The organism is Hydrogenophaga sp. H7, from assembly GCF_002025745.1.
GTDB classification, from domain to species: Bacteria; Pseudomonadota; Gammaproteobacteria; order Burkholderiales; family Burkholderiaceae_C; genus Hydrogenophaga; species Hydrogenophaga pseudoflava.
This window is the reverse complement of the sequence record NZ_MCIC01000015.1, coordinates 422,826-439,623: the sequence shown is the minus strand read 5'-3', so window position 1 is coordinate 439,623 and position 16,798 is coordinate 422,826. Positions and strand designations below refer to the sequence as shown.

Below are 16,798 nucleotides of genomic sequence, written 5' to 3'. Positions count from 1 at the left end.
AACTCTTGTTTCGGATCAAAACCACATTGTGCCCAATCAGGGCGCCGGATCATCGGAGGGGGCATCTGCCCCAAATGGCTCACCGCCAGCGACACGCTCCAGCACGATCGACGCCAGCAAGGCCCTCAACTCTGGCAGGCCGGTGCCCGCCAGCGCACTCACGAAGATACGAGGCACGCTTTGGCCGTCGAGTTCCATGGCGTCCTGCAGCACACGGGGTGCACTGGCTGGATCCATGGCATCAAGCTTGTTGAAGACCAGTATCTGTGGCACCTGGTTCGCCCCGATCTCCTGCAGGACACCCTGCACCGACGCGATCTGTTCCAGGTGCGATGGGTTGGATGCATCGACCACATGCAGCAACAGATCGGCGTCGGCCGCTTCCTGCAGCGTTGCAGCAAACGCATCCACCAGTCCGTGCGGAAGGTCGCGAATGAACCCCACCGTGTCCGATAGCGACACCGACCGCCCCGCTTCACCGAGATACAGCTGCCGGGTGGTAGTGTCCAGCGTGGCGAACAGCTGGTCGGCGGCATATGCGCGCGCCTTCACCAGCGCATTGAACAGCGAAGACTTGCCAGCGTTGGTGTAGCCCACCAGTGAAATCGCAAACGCATCGCGCCGCTCCCGCTGCCGGCGCTGGGTCGCGCGCTGCTTCTTGACTTTCTCCAGCCGGTCCTTGGTCCGCTTGATGGCCTCGGCGATCATCCGGCGGTCCAGTTCGATCTGCGTCTCACCCGGACCACCGCGCATGCCAATCCCCCCGCTCTGGCGTTCCAGGTGGGTCCAGCGCCGGACCAGACGTGTCGAGAGGTACTGAAGGCGCGCCAACTCCACCTGGAGCTTGCCTTCGTGGCTGCGGGCGCGCTGCGCAAAAATCTGAAGGATCAGCAGGGTCCGGTCATTGACCGGCAAACCCAGCGCACGCTCGAGGTTGCGCTGCTGGGCCGGGCTCAGGGCCTGGTCGAACAGCACCTCGCTGGCACCAGTGGCCTGCGCCAGCATCCTGATTTCTTCCGCTTTGCCCGAACCGACAAACAACGCAGGATCGGGTGCCTTGCGCTTGCAGGTGACGCGATCAGCCACAGCAAAACCGGCCGTCTTCGCCAACAGGCCAAGTTCTTCGAGCGAGTGATCGAAATGGGGTAGACCGAAGTCCACCCCCACAAGAACAACCGACGGATGCGCCGGTGCGGAGGTACCTGAGGGGATCAAGAGCCGGAAGATTCGTCCGCACCGACGGCGGAGAACTGGACCGGGCGACCCGGAACGATGGTGGAGATCGCGTGCTTGTACACCATCTGGGTCACAGTGTTGCGAAGCAGAACGACGTATTGGTCAAACGATTCAATCTGGCCCTGCAGTTTGATCCCGTTCACCAGGTAGATGGAAACGGGCACATGCTCCCGACGCAACTGGTTCAGAAAGGGGTCTTGCAAGAGCTGGCCTTTGTTATTGCTCACGATATGCTCCGTGTTCAAAAATGAAGTGGATAAGGGAACGCACCATACCACACCGATGGCGAGCGCAGGAAGACGCCCGCGCGGACCTATTCCTTATAGGGATTGTCGGAGGTCTTGAACTCGATCCGCAGGGGCGTTCCGACCAGATCGAACGCCTTGCGGAAACGGCCTTCCAGAAAACGCTTGTAGGCGTCAGGCACGTGTTCCAGCGAGTTGCCGTGGATCACGATCACCGGCGGGTTCATGCCGCCCTGGTGGGCGTAGCGCATTTTAGGCCGGTACATGCCTACCTTCTGAGGCGCCTGAAAGGCAACCGCCTCCTGCAGCAGGCGGGTCAGCATGGGCGTTGGCATCTTGCGCATGGCGGAGGCCTGAGCCTGCACGATGGATTTCCAGACCGGACCAAGCCCCTGGCGCTTTCGCGCTGAGATCAGGTGCAGAGACGCAAATTTAAGGAACGCCAGCCGCGTTTCAATTTGCCGTTCGATTTGTTCGCGCTGGTAGCTGTCCACCGCATCCCATTTGTTGATCGCGAGCACCACCGCACGCCCGCTTTCGAGGATGTACCCGGCAATGTGGGCGTCCTGATCGGTCACCCCCTGCGTGGCGTCTAGAAGCAGCAGCACCACATGGGCGCTTTCGATGGCCTGCAAGGTCTTGACGACGGAGAACTTCTCGATCGCCTCAAACACTTTGCCCTTGCGGCGCAGCCCCGCGGTATCGATCAGTTCGAACTTCTTCCCATCGCGCTCGAACGGAACGGAAATCGCATCGCGCGTGGTTCCCGGAAGATCGAAAGCCACAAGACGCTCTTCGCCCAGCCAGACATTGATCAGGGTCGACTTGCCGACATTGGGCCGCCCGGCCACCGCAAGCCGGATCACCCCCTCCACCGGTTCTGCAGCCTCCTCGTCGTCCTCCGAAAACCCCTGGATGGCATCCAACGCCTTTTCCAGCATTCCTCGTACACCCTGCCCGTGAGCACTCGACACTGGCAGCACCTCACCCAGCCCGAGCTCGAAGAACTCGGCCAGCTGCACGCCCTGCGTCATGCCTTCGGCCTTGTTTGCCACCAGAATGGTGGGCTTGCCCAGGCGGCGCAGGTACTGTGCGATGTCATGATCCTGCGCGCTCAGTCCGGCGCGCGCGTCGACCACGAACAGCACCACGTCGGACTCTGCCACCGCTTGCCGCGTCTGCTTGGCCATCTCGCGGTAGATGCCCTCGCTGGCTTCGGGCTCGAAACCTCCGGTATCGATCACGATGTACTCGCGCTTGCCCAGATGCCCGTTGCCGTAGTGGCGGTCGCGTGTCAGCCCCGCAAAGTCGGCCACGATGGCGTCGCGGGTACCGGTCAACCGGTTGAACAGGGTGGATTTGCCGACATTGGGCCGCCCCACCAGGGCGATCACGGGTTTCACGAACAGGTGCTTTCGATCAGCTCGCCCTGAGGGCGAATGGAAAATTTACTGCGAGCGCCAGGCAAACACGCCGCCGTTGCGCGTCTGGACCACCAGCGCAGGACCAGACAGCACCGGCTGGGCAAGCACGGCCGACCCATCGGTGCTGAGACGGGTGAGCTCACTGCCATCCGCCGTCGACAGCAGGTGCACCTGCCCGGACTGGTCTCCCAGCGCCAGCAGCCTGCCCAGAACCAGCGGGGCCGTCAGATCCCGGAACTTCAGTCGGTCCAGTTCCCAGACCTTCTCACCACTGGCCCGTTGCCAGACCAGCACCCGACCATCCGTTTCGGTTCCCGCGACCCACTGCGCGTCGCCATGCACGCCCACCACACCTTGTGCTGCCTTGTTCCAGACGGAGCGACCGGTGTCTGTGTCCACGCAGGACACCGCCGAGTTGTACGCACGCGCACAGACGCTGGCACCCTGGCGACTCACAGGTCCGACGAGGTCCACGAGACGCTCAACCTCATTGGTACCGCGGGAGTTGGCAACCGGCACGTCCCACCGGGGCGTCCCGTTGTCAGGATTCAAACCCACCAGTCGACCTGACAGCCCGGCGACTAGGGTGTCTCCGACAGCCAGCAGGACCCCGCCCTGCCGCAGCACCAGAGGCTCGCCTGGTCGGGTCTGCGTCCACAACTTCGCACCGGTACGGCCATCGAACGCCAGCACACTGCGGTCGGCCGTCAGAACAAACACCCGCTGGCCCGCGACCAGCGGTGACGTGTAAGAGGCTGCGGGAAGCTGCGCCCGCCAGAGCTCCCGCCCCTCCGCCATGGCCACGAGCTGGTGTCCCTGGGTCACCACGGCGGCCACATCCCCATCACTGCCAGCGCCCGTCGACAACGGCGTGTTGAGGTTCACTCTCCAGACGTCCCGACCGGATGTGGCATCGACCACCGCCACCGTGCCGGAACCACCCGCCAGGTAGACCCGCCCCTGATGGGCGAACGGCGCCAGCGTGAGTGCCGATGCACCGACCTGGGTGGACCAGATCAGCTGTGCCGATGCCCGGTTCGCTGGTGGCGGCAGCTCCGCAGGCTTGACCTTGGACGGCCCCGATGAGCATGCCGCAAGCACCACCACAGCAGCTACCGCCGCCAAGCGCTTCACCATGAGGGCAGAACCCTGGGCCGCCGGCTTCACTGCGCCACCCCACCTGTCGGGGACGGCGCCACGTTCACGCCCAGCGCCGCCAACTTGACCTGCACCAGCTGCCGATACTCGGTGCGCTCGTTCATGGTGTCCCACGCCTTCTGGTACTGGGCCTTGGCTTCGTCGGCCTTGCCCTGCGCCATCAGCACATCGCCCCGGCGGTCGGCGGCGAGCGCTGCGTAGGCCTCGGGCATCGGCGCCTCCAGCACCTTCAGCGCCTCGTCGTAGGCCTGTGCTTGCAGGTGCACACCAGCCAGCCGCAAACGGGCCACAGCCTTGTAGGAATCATCGGAGCCGCTGTCGGCGACCCAGGACAACGCCGCTTTCGCCCCGTCGGACTTGCCGGCCTCGAACAGGCTCTGAGCAGCGAGCATCGCCCCTTGCGCTGCGAAACTGGTTCCGCCGAACTTGTCCTTCATATCCGCGAGCGCACGTTCGATCTTGTCGGCGTCGCGCGCATCGGCGGCACGTTCAATTTCGTCGTACAGCGCCGCCGCCTTGATCGACTGGCTGCGCTGCCACCAGTTCCAGCCATTCCAGGCAGCGAACCCGCCGAGCACCACGATCAGTGCCCAGGTGATCAGATTGCCGTACTGCGCCCAGAAGTGCTTGAGCTGGTCGATCTGTTCCTGCTCTTCGAGGTCTAAATGAGTGGCCATGGCTGTTGTTTGGTTGAAGTCGTCGGATTGTAGGTGGTGGGGTGGCGTGCCAGACGCGTGTCAGAAGCCGCGCAGTCCCACCCCCCAGGCGGCAACTTCCGCCAGCGGCTGCAGTTGCTGCCCGGTGTCGGCGGCCCGGTCGCCACGCAGGGGTTTGACCGCCACCATGCCCTGCTCCAGCTCCTGGGCGCCGAACACCAGTGCATAGCGCGCGCCGCTCGCATCGGCCTTCTTGAACTGGGACTTCATGCTGCCCATGCCCTCGGCGCCACCGGCGTGCATCGCGACCGACACGCCCTGGGCGCGCAGCTGGCGGAGCAGCGGCATCGCGACCGACAGGGCAGAAGCATCCGGAATCACCGCGTAGGCATCCGGCGCCACAGGCTCGGGCAGCCGCCCCTGCTCCTTCAGCAGTTCGAGAATGCGTTCCATGCCCAGCGCCCAACCGACGGCAGGCGCCGGTTTGCCACCTATCTGCTCGAACAGCCCGTCGTAGCGTCCGCCGGCACACACCGTGCCCTGCGAGCCGAGCTGGGTGGTCACGAACTCAAACACCGAGAGGTTGTAGTAGTCCATGCCGCGCACCAGGCGCGGGTTGATCCGGTAGGCGATGCCCTGGGCATCCAGCAGCGCCCGAAGGCGGTTGAAATGCTCCAGCGACTCGGCGCCCAGAAAAGCCATGAGGTGCGGAGCCCCGTTCACCATGGCCTGCATGGACGGGTTTTTGGTGTCCAGGATGCGCAGCGGATTGCTGTGCAGGCGGCGGCGCGCATCCTCGTCGAGCAGGTCGGCGTGTTCTTCCAGGTAGCTGATAAGCGCCTGCCGGTGGGCCAGGCGTTCGGCCGGCTGCCCGAGGCTGTTGATCTCCAGCTCGATGCCCTCCAGGCCCAGCTCAGCCCACAGGTCGCAGGCCATCACGATCAGTTCCACGTCCACATCGGGCCCGGCAAACCCGAGCGCTTCGGCGCCAAACTGGTGGAACTGGCGGTAACGACCGCGCTGCGGGCGCTCGTGGCGGAACATGGGCCCCATGTAGTAGAGGCGCTTGCCACCGTCGTAGAGCATCGAGTGCTCGACCGCGGCGCGCACCACACCTGCCGTGTTCTCCGGGCGCAGGGTCAGCTGCTCACCGTTGAGGCGGTCTTCGAAGGAGTACATCTCCTTCTCGACGATGTCGGTCACTTCCCCCAGACCCCGGATGAACAGGGCGGTCGGTTCCACGATGGGGGTGCGCACGTTGCGGTAGCCGTAGCGGCGCATCAGCGACCGCAGCGTGTCTTCCAGCCACTCCCAGTGCGCGGACACGGGAGGTGCAATGTCGTTCATGCCTTTGACGGCGCTCAGTTTCTCTGCCATGAATCTCTCAGCAATGTTGGGCGGCAAGTGCCGCCGTCGGCTCAGGCTGCGGCGCCGAACCGCTTCTGGATGTAGTTTTCGACGATCTGCTGGAACTCGGTGGCGATGGCCTCACCGCGCAAGGTCATCGCCTTCTGGCCGTCGATGAACACCGGCGCCGCAGGCGCCTCACCGGTTCCCGGCAGGCTGATGCCGATGTCGGCGTGCTTGCTCTCGCCCGGGCCGTTGACGATGCAGCCCATCACCGCGACCTTCATGCTTTCCACGCCCGGGTAACGTGCGCGCCATACCGGCATCGAAGCCCGCAGGAAATCGTCGATCTGTTTGGCCAGCTCCTGGAAGGTGGTGCTGGTGGTGCGGCCGCAACCAGGACAGGCAGTGACACTGGGCACGAACGTGCGCAGGCCCAGCGCCTGAAGAATCTCGGAGGCCACCACGACCTCCTGGGTCCGTGCCTCACCGGGCTGCGGAGTGAGCGACACACGGATGGTGTCGCCGATGCCCTGCTGCAGCAGCACCGACAGCGCCGCGGTGGAAGCCACCGTGCCTTTCGCCCCCATGCCCGCCTCGGTCAGGCCGAGGTGCAGCACATGGTCGGTGCGGCGCGCCAGCTCCTGGTAGACCGCGATCAGGTCCTGGACCCCCGACACCTTGCAGGACAGCATGATGTTGGCGGGATTCAGGCCGATCTCTTCGGCACGGCGAGCGGAGTCCAGTGCCGAAGTGATCAGCGCCTCGTACATGACCTGGCGCGCATCCCAGGGTTCGGCCCGCTGGGCGTTGTCGTCCATCAGCCGAGCCAGCAGGTCCTGGTCCAGGCTGCCCCAGTTGACGCCGATGCGGATCGCCTTGTCGTGGCGGGCGGCAATCTCGACCATCTGTGCGAACTGCCGGTCGCCCTTGTCGCCGCGCCCCACGTTGCCCGGATTGATCCGGTATTTGGACAGCGCCTCGGCGCAGGCGGGGTGGTCGGTCAGCAGGCGGTGGCCGTTGTAATGAAAGTCACCGATCAGCGGCACATGAATGCCCATCCGGTCAAGCTGTTCCCGGATGTGCGGCACGGCCTGCGCCGCCTCATCGTTGTTCACCGTGATCCGCACCAGCTCGGAACCGGCCAGTGCCAGCTCCTTGACCTGAATGGCGGTCCCGATGGCATCGGCGGTGTCGGTGTTGGTCATGGACTGCACGCGCACCGGTGCACCGCCGCCAACGGTGACCTCGTGGTCACCCCACCTCACCACGCCGGGACGGCTGCGCCGCACACGCGGTGCGCTGACGGCGATGGGCTGCGGCTCGGCAGGACTTACTCGATCAGGAAGTGTTGCTGTGAGCATGGTCATTTCACCTGGAAGCGCGCCACGCTGTTGCGTGCGAGCGGCATCACATCAAAGCTCTGGCCTCGCACCGTCACCTGGACCGCGTCGGCCCGGCCGACCACCACCGAGTACGGCGGTGAAGCGGAAAAGTCAAGCGAATCGCCTGGTTTGAGCATGCGCTGCACCTGGGATACGCCCTTGCCATCCACCACCTCGACCCATGAAGCACCGACAGCCTGGATGCGCAAGAGCGCAACGTCTGCAACATCCGCGGGGGCGGCCGCTGCAGCGGGCACCGGCGCCGGCGCCGGTGCCGCAGCAGGGTTTGCTCCTGTCGCCGGTTCGGTCGGTGTGACAACAGTCTGCGATTCGCCCGAAGAGGTTTCGGCAGTCGCTGCCGCGGGAGGGGGCAACGACACCTCTGGTCCGGGCTCCACCCGCTCCGAAGCGTCGACCGCTGCAGACGGTGCCGCTTGCCGGAGCTGGTCGATCGTTGGCCCCCAGTCAGGAGCCAACAACAGGCCCGCAGCGGCCAGCACCAGCAGGAGCGACGCCAGCACGGCAGGCCGCCGCAGCCATTCGACGGCGGACGTGGTTGCTCTCTCCTGGGCAGGTTTGAAGGGTGCGTTGATGGTGTTCGGCGTATCGCCCAGCGCGGGTGTGCGACCGAAAGGAATCTGCTCCAGCACGGGCCCCGGGTCGATCTTCAGATGCCGGCAGGCGCTGGAGGCAAGCGCCCTGGCAAATGTCAGATCGGGCAGCTCCTCATAGCGGCCAGCCTCCAGCGCCTCCAGTTTCTTGACAGGCACCTTGAGCGCTGCCGCCAGCGCAGCAATGTGCAGGCCGGCCGCCTCTCTCGACTGCTGCAGCAGCACCGGCCGCATCCAGGCCATATCCTGGGACATGGTCGCCTCACTCATTGAAAGCCCCCCGCTGGTAAGACGCCCATTCCTTGGAACGGGGGAACCGGCGCTGCAGTTGCTGGGCCAATTGCTCGACCACCTGGACGTTGTTGAGCCTGCGCTCGATCTTGATGCCGAGCCAGAGGGTCTCGGAGTTGGCCTGCTCGGAGTTGTTGATGCGACGGATCACAAACTGCGCCTTGGTGAATTCGCCCCTGAGGTATTCCAGATTCGCAAGGTTGTATCCCACGAAGGGGTTGGCCGGATCGAGTTCGTACGACCGCGCGAAGCTGGCCTCCGCCTCGGCGGCCTGCCCCATGCGCAACTGGCAGGTGCCCAGCATCATCAGGGTCTTGGCCTGGTTGACGTACAAGGGATTGGACAGCGCGCTGCGGAACAGTGCCACGCCCTCGGCGTACCGCTGCCGCTGACAGAGAAACACGCCGTAGTTGTGCATGGCGTCGGCGTCGCGCGGATTGATCTGGAGCGCACGGCGGAAGCTCTCTTCAGCGAGCACCGGCTCGTTCAGCCGCATGTACACCAGTCCACGCAGCGAATAGGCGGGCCCGAAGCTGGCGTCGGCCGCCAGGGACTGCTTGATCTGATCGAGGGCCACCGACGTCTGTCCCTGCTCGAAGTAGCCCGCCGCGAGCTCCAGCCGGAGCCTTGCCCGCTTGCGTCCTTCGGGCTCATCCGATTCGGTGATGGGCTCCGTGCCCGTACCCGCGCTGGCGTTGGCACTGGTGCCAACGGACGTGGCAGCACAGCCACCCAGCCCCAACATGACCCCCAGCAGCAGCAGCATCCCCAGAGCACGAACCAGCCATGCAGACCGACCGCCCTGCGGGGCCGATCCGGGCAGAGTTTCTGATCGCGCGCTGAAATCGTTCATGCCTGTCATTCCTTGGCTGGGTGCACAAATCGGATGGGTTGGGCCGCAGCGATCCGCCTGGCGACCTGGGTTCGGTCCATCACGTCTCCAGCCAGTTGGCCGCAGGCTGCATCGATGTCGTCACCACGCGTCTTTCGCACGGTGGTCACGATGCCAGCCTCGCTGAGGATCCTGGCGAACGCCTGCACCACAGGACGCGGCGAACACTTCAGGCCGGAGTCGGGAAACGGGTTGAAGGGTATCAGGTTGAATTTGCACGGAACACCCCGACCATCGTGATGCCGCACCAGCTCCAGCAACTGCGCGGCGTGCTCAGGCTGGTCATTGACCCCGTCCAGCATGCAGTACTCGAACGTGATGAAGTCGCGCGGCGCAGCCGGCAGATAGCGCAGGCAGGCATCCAGCAGCTCGGCAATCGGGTACTTGCGATTGATGGGCACCAGGACATCGCGCAACTGGTCGTTGGGCGCGTGGAGCGACACAGCCAGCGCTACCGGGCAGTCCTTGGCGAGGCGGTCGATCATGGGCACCACGCCCGAGGTCGACACCGTGACGCGCCGCCTTGAGAGCCCGTAGCCATGGTCGTCCAGCATCACTCTCAGCGCTGGCACCAGGGCGCTGTAATTCTGCAAGGGCTCACCCATGCCCATCATCACAACGTTGGTGACCACACGCTCGGACGACTTCAGGTGCTGGCGCAGGAAGTGCTCTGCGTGCCAGAGCTGGGCCAGGATTTCTCCGGTCGTCAGATTGCGGGAGAAGCCCTGGTGACCGGTGGAGCAGAAGCGGCAGCCCACGGCACAGCCCGCCTGCGAAGACACGCACAGCGTGCCACGGTCGTCTTCTGGGATGAACACGGTTTCGACGGCGTTGCCGTCGCCCACATCGAACAGCCACTTGATGGTGCCGTCGGCCGAATCCTGGCGCGAAAGCACCGGCAGGCCGGTGATGGAGCAGACCGATGGGAGCTTTTCACGCAGGCTCTTGGCGAGATCACTCATCTCGTCGAACCGCGAAGCACCCTTCTGATGAATCCAGCGAAACAGCTGGACGGCGCGGAAGCGCTTTTCGCCCAGCTGTTCGCAAAAGGCGGTCAGGCCCTCGAGATCGAAGTCGAGCAGGTTGACCGTCATGATGGCATGGTCAGCCCGCAATCAGCGCGAGTAGACGTTCATGCCGGGGAAGAAGAAAGCCACTTCCACGGCAGCGGTTTCGGGGGCGTCGGAGCCGTGCACGGCGTTGGCGTCGATGCTGTCGGCGAAGTCGGCGCGGATGGTGCCGGCGGCGGCCTTCTTGGGATCGGTGGCGCCCATCAGGTCACGGTTCTTGAGAATGGCGCCTTCGCCTTCCAGGACCTGGATCATCACGGGGCCGGAGATCATGAAGCTCACCAGATCCTTGAAGAACGGACGCTCCTTGTGCACGGCGTAGAACTGCTCGGCTTCGCGCTGCGACAGGTGGGCCATCCGGGCGGCCACAACCTTCAGGCCGGCTGCTTCGAAACGGGCGTAGATCTGGCCGATGACGTTCTTGGCAACAGCGTCGGGCTTGATGATGGAGAGGGTGCGTTCGATGGCCATGATGGTCCTTGGAGCAGGTTATGAAATAGAAATCGTGCGCCTTGCGGCAAAGCCCTTGATTCTACATCGCGCCCATGTCAACACACCCGATGCCCTCAGGGGCACGCCGGGCTCAGCGCCCTCCGGACCGCCCTGGCTTCCGGCCCTTCTGCGGCATCTTGTCGCGTGCAGCGTCGCGCTCCCTGCGCCGTTGCAGCGAGTCCTGCCCGATGTATCCATACGAGGTTTTCATGGGGTCCGGCTGTCCGCCCGCCCCGGCACCCTTGGCGGGTGCCTTGCCAGGACTCTTTCCAAAGCCCCTCGCACCAGCCCCGGCAGGCTTGCCGTCCTTGGCAAAGGACGCTCCGGCGCGAGCTCCGCCGCCCTTCCCGTCGGGTCGGGGCCCCTTTCCAAAGTGCCTGCCACGCCCACCGGTGTCACGGACAGAGGCCGGGCCCTCGCCGCTTTGCGGCATACCGGCCGCGGTGGTCAGACGCTCAATGTCCCGATGATCCAGTTCAAGCCAGACACCTCGTTTGAGCCCCCGCGGAAGCATCATGGCGCCATAGCGGATGCGAATCAGGCGGCTGACGGCGTGACCCACCGCCTCGAACATGCGACGCACCTCGCGGTTGCGACCTTCGGCGATGGTCACCCGGTACCAGCAATTGGCCCCTTCACCGCCCCCCTCCTCGATGGACGCAAACTGGGCCATCCCGTCATCGAGCCTCACCCCATCGAGAAGGCGCTGCTTTTCTTCAGAGGACAACGCGCCCAGCACGCGCACGGCGTATTCCCGCTGCAATCCGAACCGGGGATGCATCAGCCGGTTGGCCAGCTCGCCGGAGTTCGTGAGCAGCAGCAACCCCTCCGTGTTGAGGTCCAGGCGTCCCACGGACTGCCACTTGCCGGTCTGCAGACGGGGCAGGCGGCGGAATACCGTGGGCCGGTTCTGCGGGTCGTCGTGTGTCACCACCTCGCCAGCGGGCTTGTGATAAGCGAGTACCCGCGGCGGAGGTGGCGCGATGCGAACACGCACCGGCTTGCCATTGACCTTGATGGTGTCCCCGTACTGGATGCGCTGACCGATGTGCGCCGGTTCACCATTGACGGAAATGCGCCCCTCCAGAATCAGCTGCTCCATCTCCAGCCGCGAACCCAGCCCCGCCTGGGCCAACACTTTGTGGAGCTTGGGGGAGTCGGCCTCGGGCTGCAGCACGCGCTTGGAAGGGAGAGGCAGGTCCTGCTCCTGCACGGCATCAAATGCCCCGCTGACCACATCATCAAAGGCCATACTGCCGGAAACCGGGGCCGCGGCGGGCGCAGACGCGGGCACGGACCCGGCAGGCGATGCAGCCTGACCTTCGTCCAGAGCGGTTTCATTCGGCTGTCGGGGGGGCACCATGTTCATGCTGTTCCTGAAAAAGTTCGGATGTCTGGGATTCAACGGGCTCTCCCGCCTGCTCCGGGGTGCTGCCGCCCAAGGCGTCAAAGTCCAGCCGCCCCAGAGCGGACTCCTGAACCTCGCTGCTGTCCAGCGGCGGCAGCTGATCAAGCGACGACAGGCCGAGGTCGTCCAGAAACTGGCGCGTCGTGGCAAACAGCGCGGGCCGCCCGACGGTTTCCCGGTGGCCGATGACCTCGATCCAGCCCCGGTCTTCCAGCTGCTTGAGGATCAGGGAGTTGATGGTCACGCCCCGAATGTCCTCCATGTCGCCCCGCGTCACGGGTTGTCGGTAGGCAATGATCGCCAGTGTTTCCATGGCCGCCCGCGTGTACTTGGGTGGCTTCTCAGGGTGCAGCCGGTCCAGGAAAGGTCGCAACTCAGGACGGCTCTGGAAGCGCCAACCGGAAGCCACCTGGACCAACTCCACGCCTCGACCAGTCCATTCGGCCTGCAGGTCCGTCAACAGGGTTTTGAGTGTGTCGGCCGACACCTCTCCATCGAACAGCACGCCCAGCTCCCTGATGGACAAGGGTTGGGGCGCACAGATCAGGGCCGTCTCGACGACGCGCCGGGCATCCGAAGTGTTCATCGGTGGTGCCTGAAAATGAATAATGGGGGTCCTGACAAAGCCGCAACAGCGGCAGCGGGCGTCGCGCAGGACTGACCGAGTGCTACAGGAATCGGGGATGGACGCGACGCTTCAAAGGCCCTGAGGGCTGTTGAAACCGGGTCTACAGATCGCCTTCATTGTAACGGAGCCCCGCGGCGTCCAAGGCGGCCCGGAAATCGGCTGGTACTGCGCTGGAAAAGCCCAGCTCGGCACCCGACACCGGATGGCTCAGACGCAAGCGCGCTGCGTGCAACGCCTGCCGCTGCATGCCCCACGCCACGCGACCACCATACAGCGCATCGCCCACAAGCGGATGACCAAGCCAGGCCATGTGCACCCGAATCTGGTGCGTTCGGCCGGTGTGAAGCTTGCAAGCCACCAGGCACGCCTGATCGACGGTATCCATCACCCTGAACGTCGTGCGAGCCGGCTTGCCTGCGGTACTGTCTTGGCGCAGAACGGCCATCCGCAAACGGTTGGCCGGGTCGCGCCCTACCGGCTGGTCGACCTCACACAGCTCGTCTCGCCGCCAACGGCCATGACCGATGGCCAGGTACTCGCGCTGAACCCCGCGCGCAGCGATCGCCCGCACCAGACCATCTACCGCACGACGACTCTTGCCCACGAGCATCAGGCCGGAGGTGTCCTTGTCCAGCCGATGCACGATGCCGGCGCGCGGCAAGCTGGCGGCGCCGGGGTGGTGGGCCAGCAGCCCGTTGAGCAGCGTACCGGTCCAGTTGCCGGCCGCAGGATGAACCACCAGCCCCACCGGCTTGCAGATCACCATCAGGTCCTCGTCCTCGTAGACGATGTCCAGCGCCATGGACTGTGCCACAAAGGCCATGGCCTGCTGCGTGGGTCGCAATTCGACCCGGAGCCGACCGCCAGCCACCAATCGCGCCGAGGGCTTGGCGGCCAGCCGGCCATCCAGCGACACCGCACCCTCCGCCATCAGCTGCTGGAGGTACGACCTCGAAAGCTCGGGCACCAGGGTGGCCAGCGCCTTGTCGATGCGACAACCGTGCATGTCTGCAGGCACAGGGAGGTCGCGCACCTCGGTGTCCGCCAGCACATCGGCGGCGTCGACTTCAACCTCGGTCGCGCCGGGTCCGTTCACCCCCCCCGTCGATATAATTTCTGCAGCCAATCCGGTGTTCCAGTTGTGAAGGTAAGCGTGTGATTCCTCGTTCGAGATTATCGGTCGTGCCCCTGTGTGCCGTTGCCGCCGCGCTGAGCTTCTCGGGCTGCAGCTCCACTCCCGTGGACCCGACCAAGGACTGGAGCCCCAACAAGATCCACAGCGAGGCGATGGACGAGCGCAACGCGGGCAACTACGAAAAGGCCATCGGCCTGTACGAGAAGCTCGAAGGACGCGCGGCCGGCACGCCTCTGGCCCAGCAGGCCCAGCTCGAAAAGGCCTACACGCAGTACAAGGCTGGCGAGCAGGCCCAGGCATTGGCCACCATCGAGCGCTTTCTGCGTCTGCATCCGGCCAGCCCTGCGCTGGACTATGCGCTCTACCTCAAGGGCTTGGTGACGTTCAACGAAAACCTCGGTCTTCTTGGCTCGCTCGTCCAGCAGGACCTCTCCGAACGCGACCAGAAAGCGGCCAAGGAGTCGTTCGAGGCGCTGCGCGAGGTGGTCACCCGTTTCCCTGACTCGCGCTATGCACCGGATGCCCGAGCGCGCATGACCCACATTGTCAACTCGCTGGCACAGTCGGAAGTGCATGTGGCCCGCTATTACATGAGCCGTGGTGCGTACCTCGCGGCCATCAACCGCGCGCAAACCGCCATCACCGACTACCCCAAGGCACCGGCCCTGGAAGAAGCCCTGGCCATTCTCGTGAGCAGCTACGACGCACTCGGAATGACCCAGTTGCGTGACGACGCCAGACGGGTGCTTCAATCCAGCTTCCCGAACAGCGCCTACCTCGGTCGCACGCAGAGCATCGGCGGCAAGCCGTGGTGGAAGCTCTGGTGACGCCACGCTGCCAGCAGCAGTAGGCTGAAAAATTAGTGGTTACCATGCGGACCAGTGTGGGCAGCCCGCCCGCTCAAAAAGACGTTCTCCCATGACCAAAGGCTATCGCATCCATGCGTCAACCGGCATCCATCGGGGTGACCGCGACTACCAGCAGGATCAGGTCTGCCTGCTGCACCATCCCCGCGAAAGCGGCTGCCTGCTGGCGGTGGTGGCGGATGGCATGGGTGGCCGAAGCGGCGGCAGAAAAGCGTCGGACCAGGTGATGCTGACCTCGCGCCAGCTGTTCGAGCGCTACGACCCGGACACCGACGATCCTGCGGCCATGCTGCGGCAAGTTGTTGAAGAATCGCACCTTGTGATCAAGCTCACCGCCGTGTCGGCCGAGCAGGAGCCCCACAGCACGATTGCCGCGTTCCTGCTCACCCCCGGTGGCAGCAGCCAATGGGTGCATGCTGGCGACTCACGGATCTACCACTTCCGCAACGGCAAGATGGTGTTCCGCACCATGGACCACTCCTACGTGCAGTCGCTGGTCAACCAGGGAGAGATCACCGAGGAAGAGGCACTGGACCATCCGCACTCCAACATCCTGATGGGTTGTCTGGGTACCGACAGCGATCCCCCTGTGGACCTGCATGTGATCCCGCAACTGGGGCCCGGCGACGCGATCATGGCCTGCAGCGACGGCGTGTGGCACTACTTCACGCCGGACGAGCTCGCCAGCACAGTGGCCATGCTCTCGCCCCGCGAGGCCTGCGAGTTCCTGATCCAGAAAGCCCGCTCCCGGGCCAAGGGCTCTGGTGACAACCTGTCGCTGACCATCGTCAAACTCGATCCGCTGACCTGATCGGCGCAACACCTGGAGCCTGAACGGGCTGATCACGTCAGCCCGGTATCGACGGTCCGGTGCGCCAGCGCCAGATATTCGGCTGACTGCATCTCTCCCAGGCGCGAAACTGTCCTGGGGAATTCGTGTGCCATCGGGCCATCGGTGTAGAGCTGCTCAGGCGACACCGCAGCCGACATCACCAGCTTGACACGGCGGTCATAAAGCACATCGATCAGCCAGGTGAAACGGCGCGCTTCCGATGCTTGGCGCACCGCCATCTGCGGCACATTGGACAGCAGCAGCGTATGAAACTGTGAGGCGATTTCCAGGTAGTCGTTCTGCGAACGTGGACCACCACAGAGCGTCTGGAAGTCGAACCAGATCACGCCACCCGCCCGGCGCCTGGAATGGATCTCGCGCGACTCGATGTGCATCACCGGGTCCTCGTCGTGCGCCTCGGCCAGTTCGCCAAAGGTTTTGTCCATCGCAGCATCGGCTGCCTCGCCCAGTGGGCAGTGGTAGAGCTCGATGTGCGTCAGCGTGCGCTGGCGGTAGTCGGTTCCGTTGTCGACATTGATCACTTCCAGCTTCTGCTTGAGCAGCTCGATGGCCGGCAGGATGCGGTCGCGGTGCAGGCCATTGGGGTACAGGCCATCGGGATGGAAGTTGGATGTGGTAACAAAGCCCACTCCCGCCTTGAACAGCGCGTCCAGCAGGCGATGCAGGATCATGGCGTCGGTCACATCCGCCACGTGGAACTCGTCGAAGCAGATCAGCTTGTAGCGCTCGGCGATGCGACGCCCGAGCTCGTCCAACGGATTGACCGTTCCCTGCAGGTCGCGCAGCTCGCGGTGCACTTCCCGCATGAACTCATGGAAATGCAGCCGCGTCTTGCGCCTGATCGGGACTGCATTGAAAAAGCAGTCCATCAGGAAGCTCTTGCCGCGCCCCACCCCACCGAACATGTAGACCCCGCGCGGAATCTCCGGTTTGACGAACATCTTCTTCAGCGCATTGGAACGGCGCTGCTTGTACGTCGTCCATTCGGCGGCACACCGCTCCAGCGCGTCAATGGCACGCTGCTGGGCGGGGTCGGTGGTGTAGCCGCGCTGCTTCAGCTCGGCTTCGTAGGTGGCGCGGACCGACAAGGGCGAACCTGTG

General features: G+C 64.6%; 17 protein-coding genes. 2 read left to right on the top strand and 15 right to left on the bottom strand.

All coding sequences use genetic code 11. The annotated features are described in order from the left end of the window. Positions 1 to 36: 36 nt before the first annotated feature. The 14 genes from hflX to BC358_RS13340 all read right to left on the bottom strand — a co-directional run bounded on the left by hflX (position 37) and on the right by BC358_RS13340 (position 13,939). Complete coding sequence (gene hflX, locus BC358_RS13405; RefSeq protein ID WP_373270140.1) at positions 37 to 1,215, bottom strand: GTPase HflX; 1,179 nt, start codon at positions 1,213 to 1,215, stop codon at positions 37 to 39. Further along, positions 1,212 to 1,481: an RNA chaperone Hfq gene (hfq, locus tag BC358_RS13400; protein ID WP_079366183.1), complete on the bottom strand. Its 270-nt coding sequence runs from the start codon at positions 1,479 to 1,481 to the stop codon at positions 1,212 to 1,214. The genes hflX and hfq overlap by 4 nt, the downstream gene beginning before the upstream one ends. Before the next feature lie 68 nt (positions 1,482 to 1,549). Further along, positions 1,550 to 2,884 carry a ribosome biogenesis GTPase Der gene (gene der / locus BC358_RS13395; protein ID WP_066154198.1) on the bottom strand — a complete coding sequence of 445 codons (1,335 nt, stop codon included), beginning with the start codon at positions 2,882 to 2,884 and terminating at the stop codon, positions 1,550 to 1,552. A 45-nt stretch (positions 2,885 to 2,929) separates the two neighbouring features. After that, entirely contained in the window at positions 2,930 to 4,042 is a 1,113-nt protein-coding gene (gene bamB / locus BC358_RS13390) for an outer membrane protein assembly factor BamB (RefSeq protein ID WP_079366238.1), read from the bottom strand. Positions 4,043 to 4,068: 26 nt separating this feature from the next. Further along, a complete protein-coding gene (locus BC358_RS13385) occupies positions 4,069 to 4,740 on the bottom strand; it encodes a tetratricopeptide repeat protein (RefSeq protein WP_079366182.1) in 672 nt (223 codons plus the stop codon). Positions 4,741 to 4,800: 60 nt separating this feature from the next. After that, positions 4,801 to 6,096, bottom strand: a complete 1,296-nt coding sequence (gene hisS, locus BC358_RS13380; RefSeq protein WP_079366181.1) for a histidine--tRNA ligase — start codon at positions 6,094 to 6,096, stop codon at positions 4,801 to 4,803. 41 nt (positions 6,097 to 6,137) lie between these two features. After that, positions 6,138 to 7,430 carry a flavodoxin-dependent (E)-4-hydroxy-3-methylbut-2-enyl-diphosphate synthase gene (ispG, locus tag BC358_RS13375; protein ID WP_127806968.1) on the bottom strand — a complete coding sequence of 431 codons (1,293 nt, stop codon included), beginning with the start codon at positions 7,428 to 7,430 and terminating at the stop codon, positions 6,138 to 6,140. 2 nt (positions 7,431 to 7,432) lie between these two features. After that, positions 7,433 to 8,317 (bottom strand): RodZ domain-containing protein, encoded by an 885-nt coding sequence (locus tag BC358_RS13370; RefSeq protein WP_164868450.1) that lies wholly within the window; start codon positions 8,315 to 8,317, stop codon positions 7,433 to 7,435. Between the two features lie 7 nt (positions 8,318 to 8,324). Continuing rightward, positions 8,325 to 9,206, bottom strand: coding sequence for a type IV pilus biogenesis/stability protein PilW (gene pilW / locus BC358_RS13365; RefSeq protein WP_256861504.1), 882 nt, complete (start codon positions 9,204 to 9,206; stop codon positions 8,325 to 8,327). A 5-nt stretch (positions 9,207 to 9,211) separates the two neighbouring features. Next, positions 9,212 to 10,339 carry a 23S rRNA (adenine(2503)-C(2))-methyltransferase RlmN gene (rlmN, locus tag BC358_RS13360; RefSeq protein ID WP_179130078.1) on the bottom strand — a complete coding sequence of 376 codons (1,128 nt, stop codon included), beginning with the start codon at positions 10,337 to 10,339 and terminating at the stop codon, positions 9,212 to 9,214. 21 nt (positions 10,340 to 10,360) lie between these two features. Continuing rightward, on the bottom strand, positions 10,361 to 10,786 hold the full coding sequence (gene ndk / locus BC358_RS13355) for a nucleoside-diphosphate kinase (protein ID WP_066154216.1): 426 nt from the start codon (positions 10,784 to 10,786) through the stop codon (positions 10,361 to 10,363). A gap of 112 nt (positions 10,787 to 10,898) precedes the next feature. Next, positions 10,899 to 12,176 carry a pseudouridine synthase gene (locus tag BC358_RS13350; protein WP_079366177.1) on the bottom strand — a complete coding sequence of 426 codons (1,278 nt, stop codon included), beginning with the start codon at positions 12,174 to 12,176 and terminating at the stop codon, positions 10,899 to 10,901. After that, positions 12,145 to 12,801 (bottom strand): SMC-Scp complex subunit ScpB, encoded by a 657-nt coding sequence (gene scpB, locus BC358_RS13345; RefSeq protein WP_079366176.1) that lies wholly within the window; start codon positions 12,799 to 12,801, stop codon positions 12,145 to 12,147. The genes BC358_RS13350 and scpB overlap by 32 nt, the downstream gene beginning before the upstream one ends. A 142-nt stretch (positions 12,802 to 12,943) precedes the next feature. After that, the gene (locus BC358_RS13340; RefSeq protein WP_256861503.1) at positions 12,944 to 13,939 is read right to left on the bottom strand and encodes an RluA family pseudouridine synthase; all 996 of its coding nucleotides are present in this window, start codon (positions 13,937 to 13,939) and stop codon (positions 12,944 to 12,946) included. A gap of 62 nt (positions 13,940 to 14,001) precedes the next feature. Here BC358_RS13340 and BC358_RS13335 point away from each other — a divergent pair, with 62 nt between their 5' ends. Both BC358_RS13335 and BC358_RS13330 read left to right on the top strand, forming a co-directional pair. Then, the gene (locus tag BC358_RS13335) at positions 14,002 to 14,805 is read left to right on the top strand and encodes an outer membrane protein assembly factor BamD (RefSeq protein WP_079366235.1); all 804 of its coding nucleotides are present in this window, start codon (positions 14,002 to 14,004) and stop codon (positions 14,803 to 14,805) included. 91 nt (positions 14,806 to 14,896) lie between these two features. Continuing rightward, on the top strand, positions 14,897 to 15,655 hold the full coding sequence (locus BC358_RS13330; protein ID WP_066154221.1) for a PP2C family serine/threonine-protein phosphatase: 759 nt from the start codon (positions 14,897 to 14,899) through the stop codon (positions 15,653 to 15,655). 32 nt (positions 15,656 to 15,687) lie between these two features. Here the strand turns inward: BC358_RS13330 and zapE are convergent, their stop codons facing one another. After that, a complete protein-coding gene (gene zapE / locus BC358_RS13325) occupies positions 15,688 to 16,785 on the bottom strand; it encodes a cell division protein ZapE (protein ID WP_079366175.1) in 1,098 nt (365 codons plus the stop codon). Between the last annotated feature and the right edge of the window lie 13 nt (positions 16,786 to 16,798).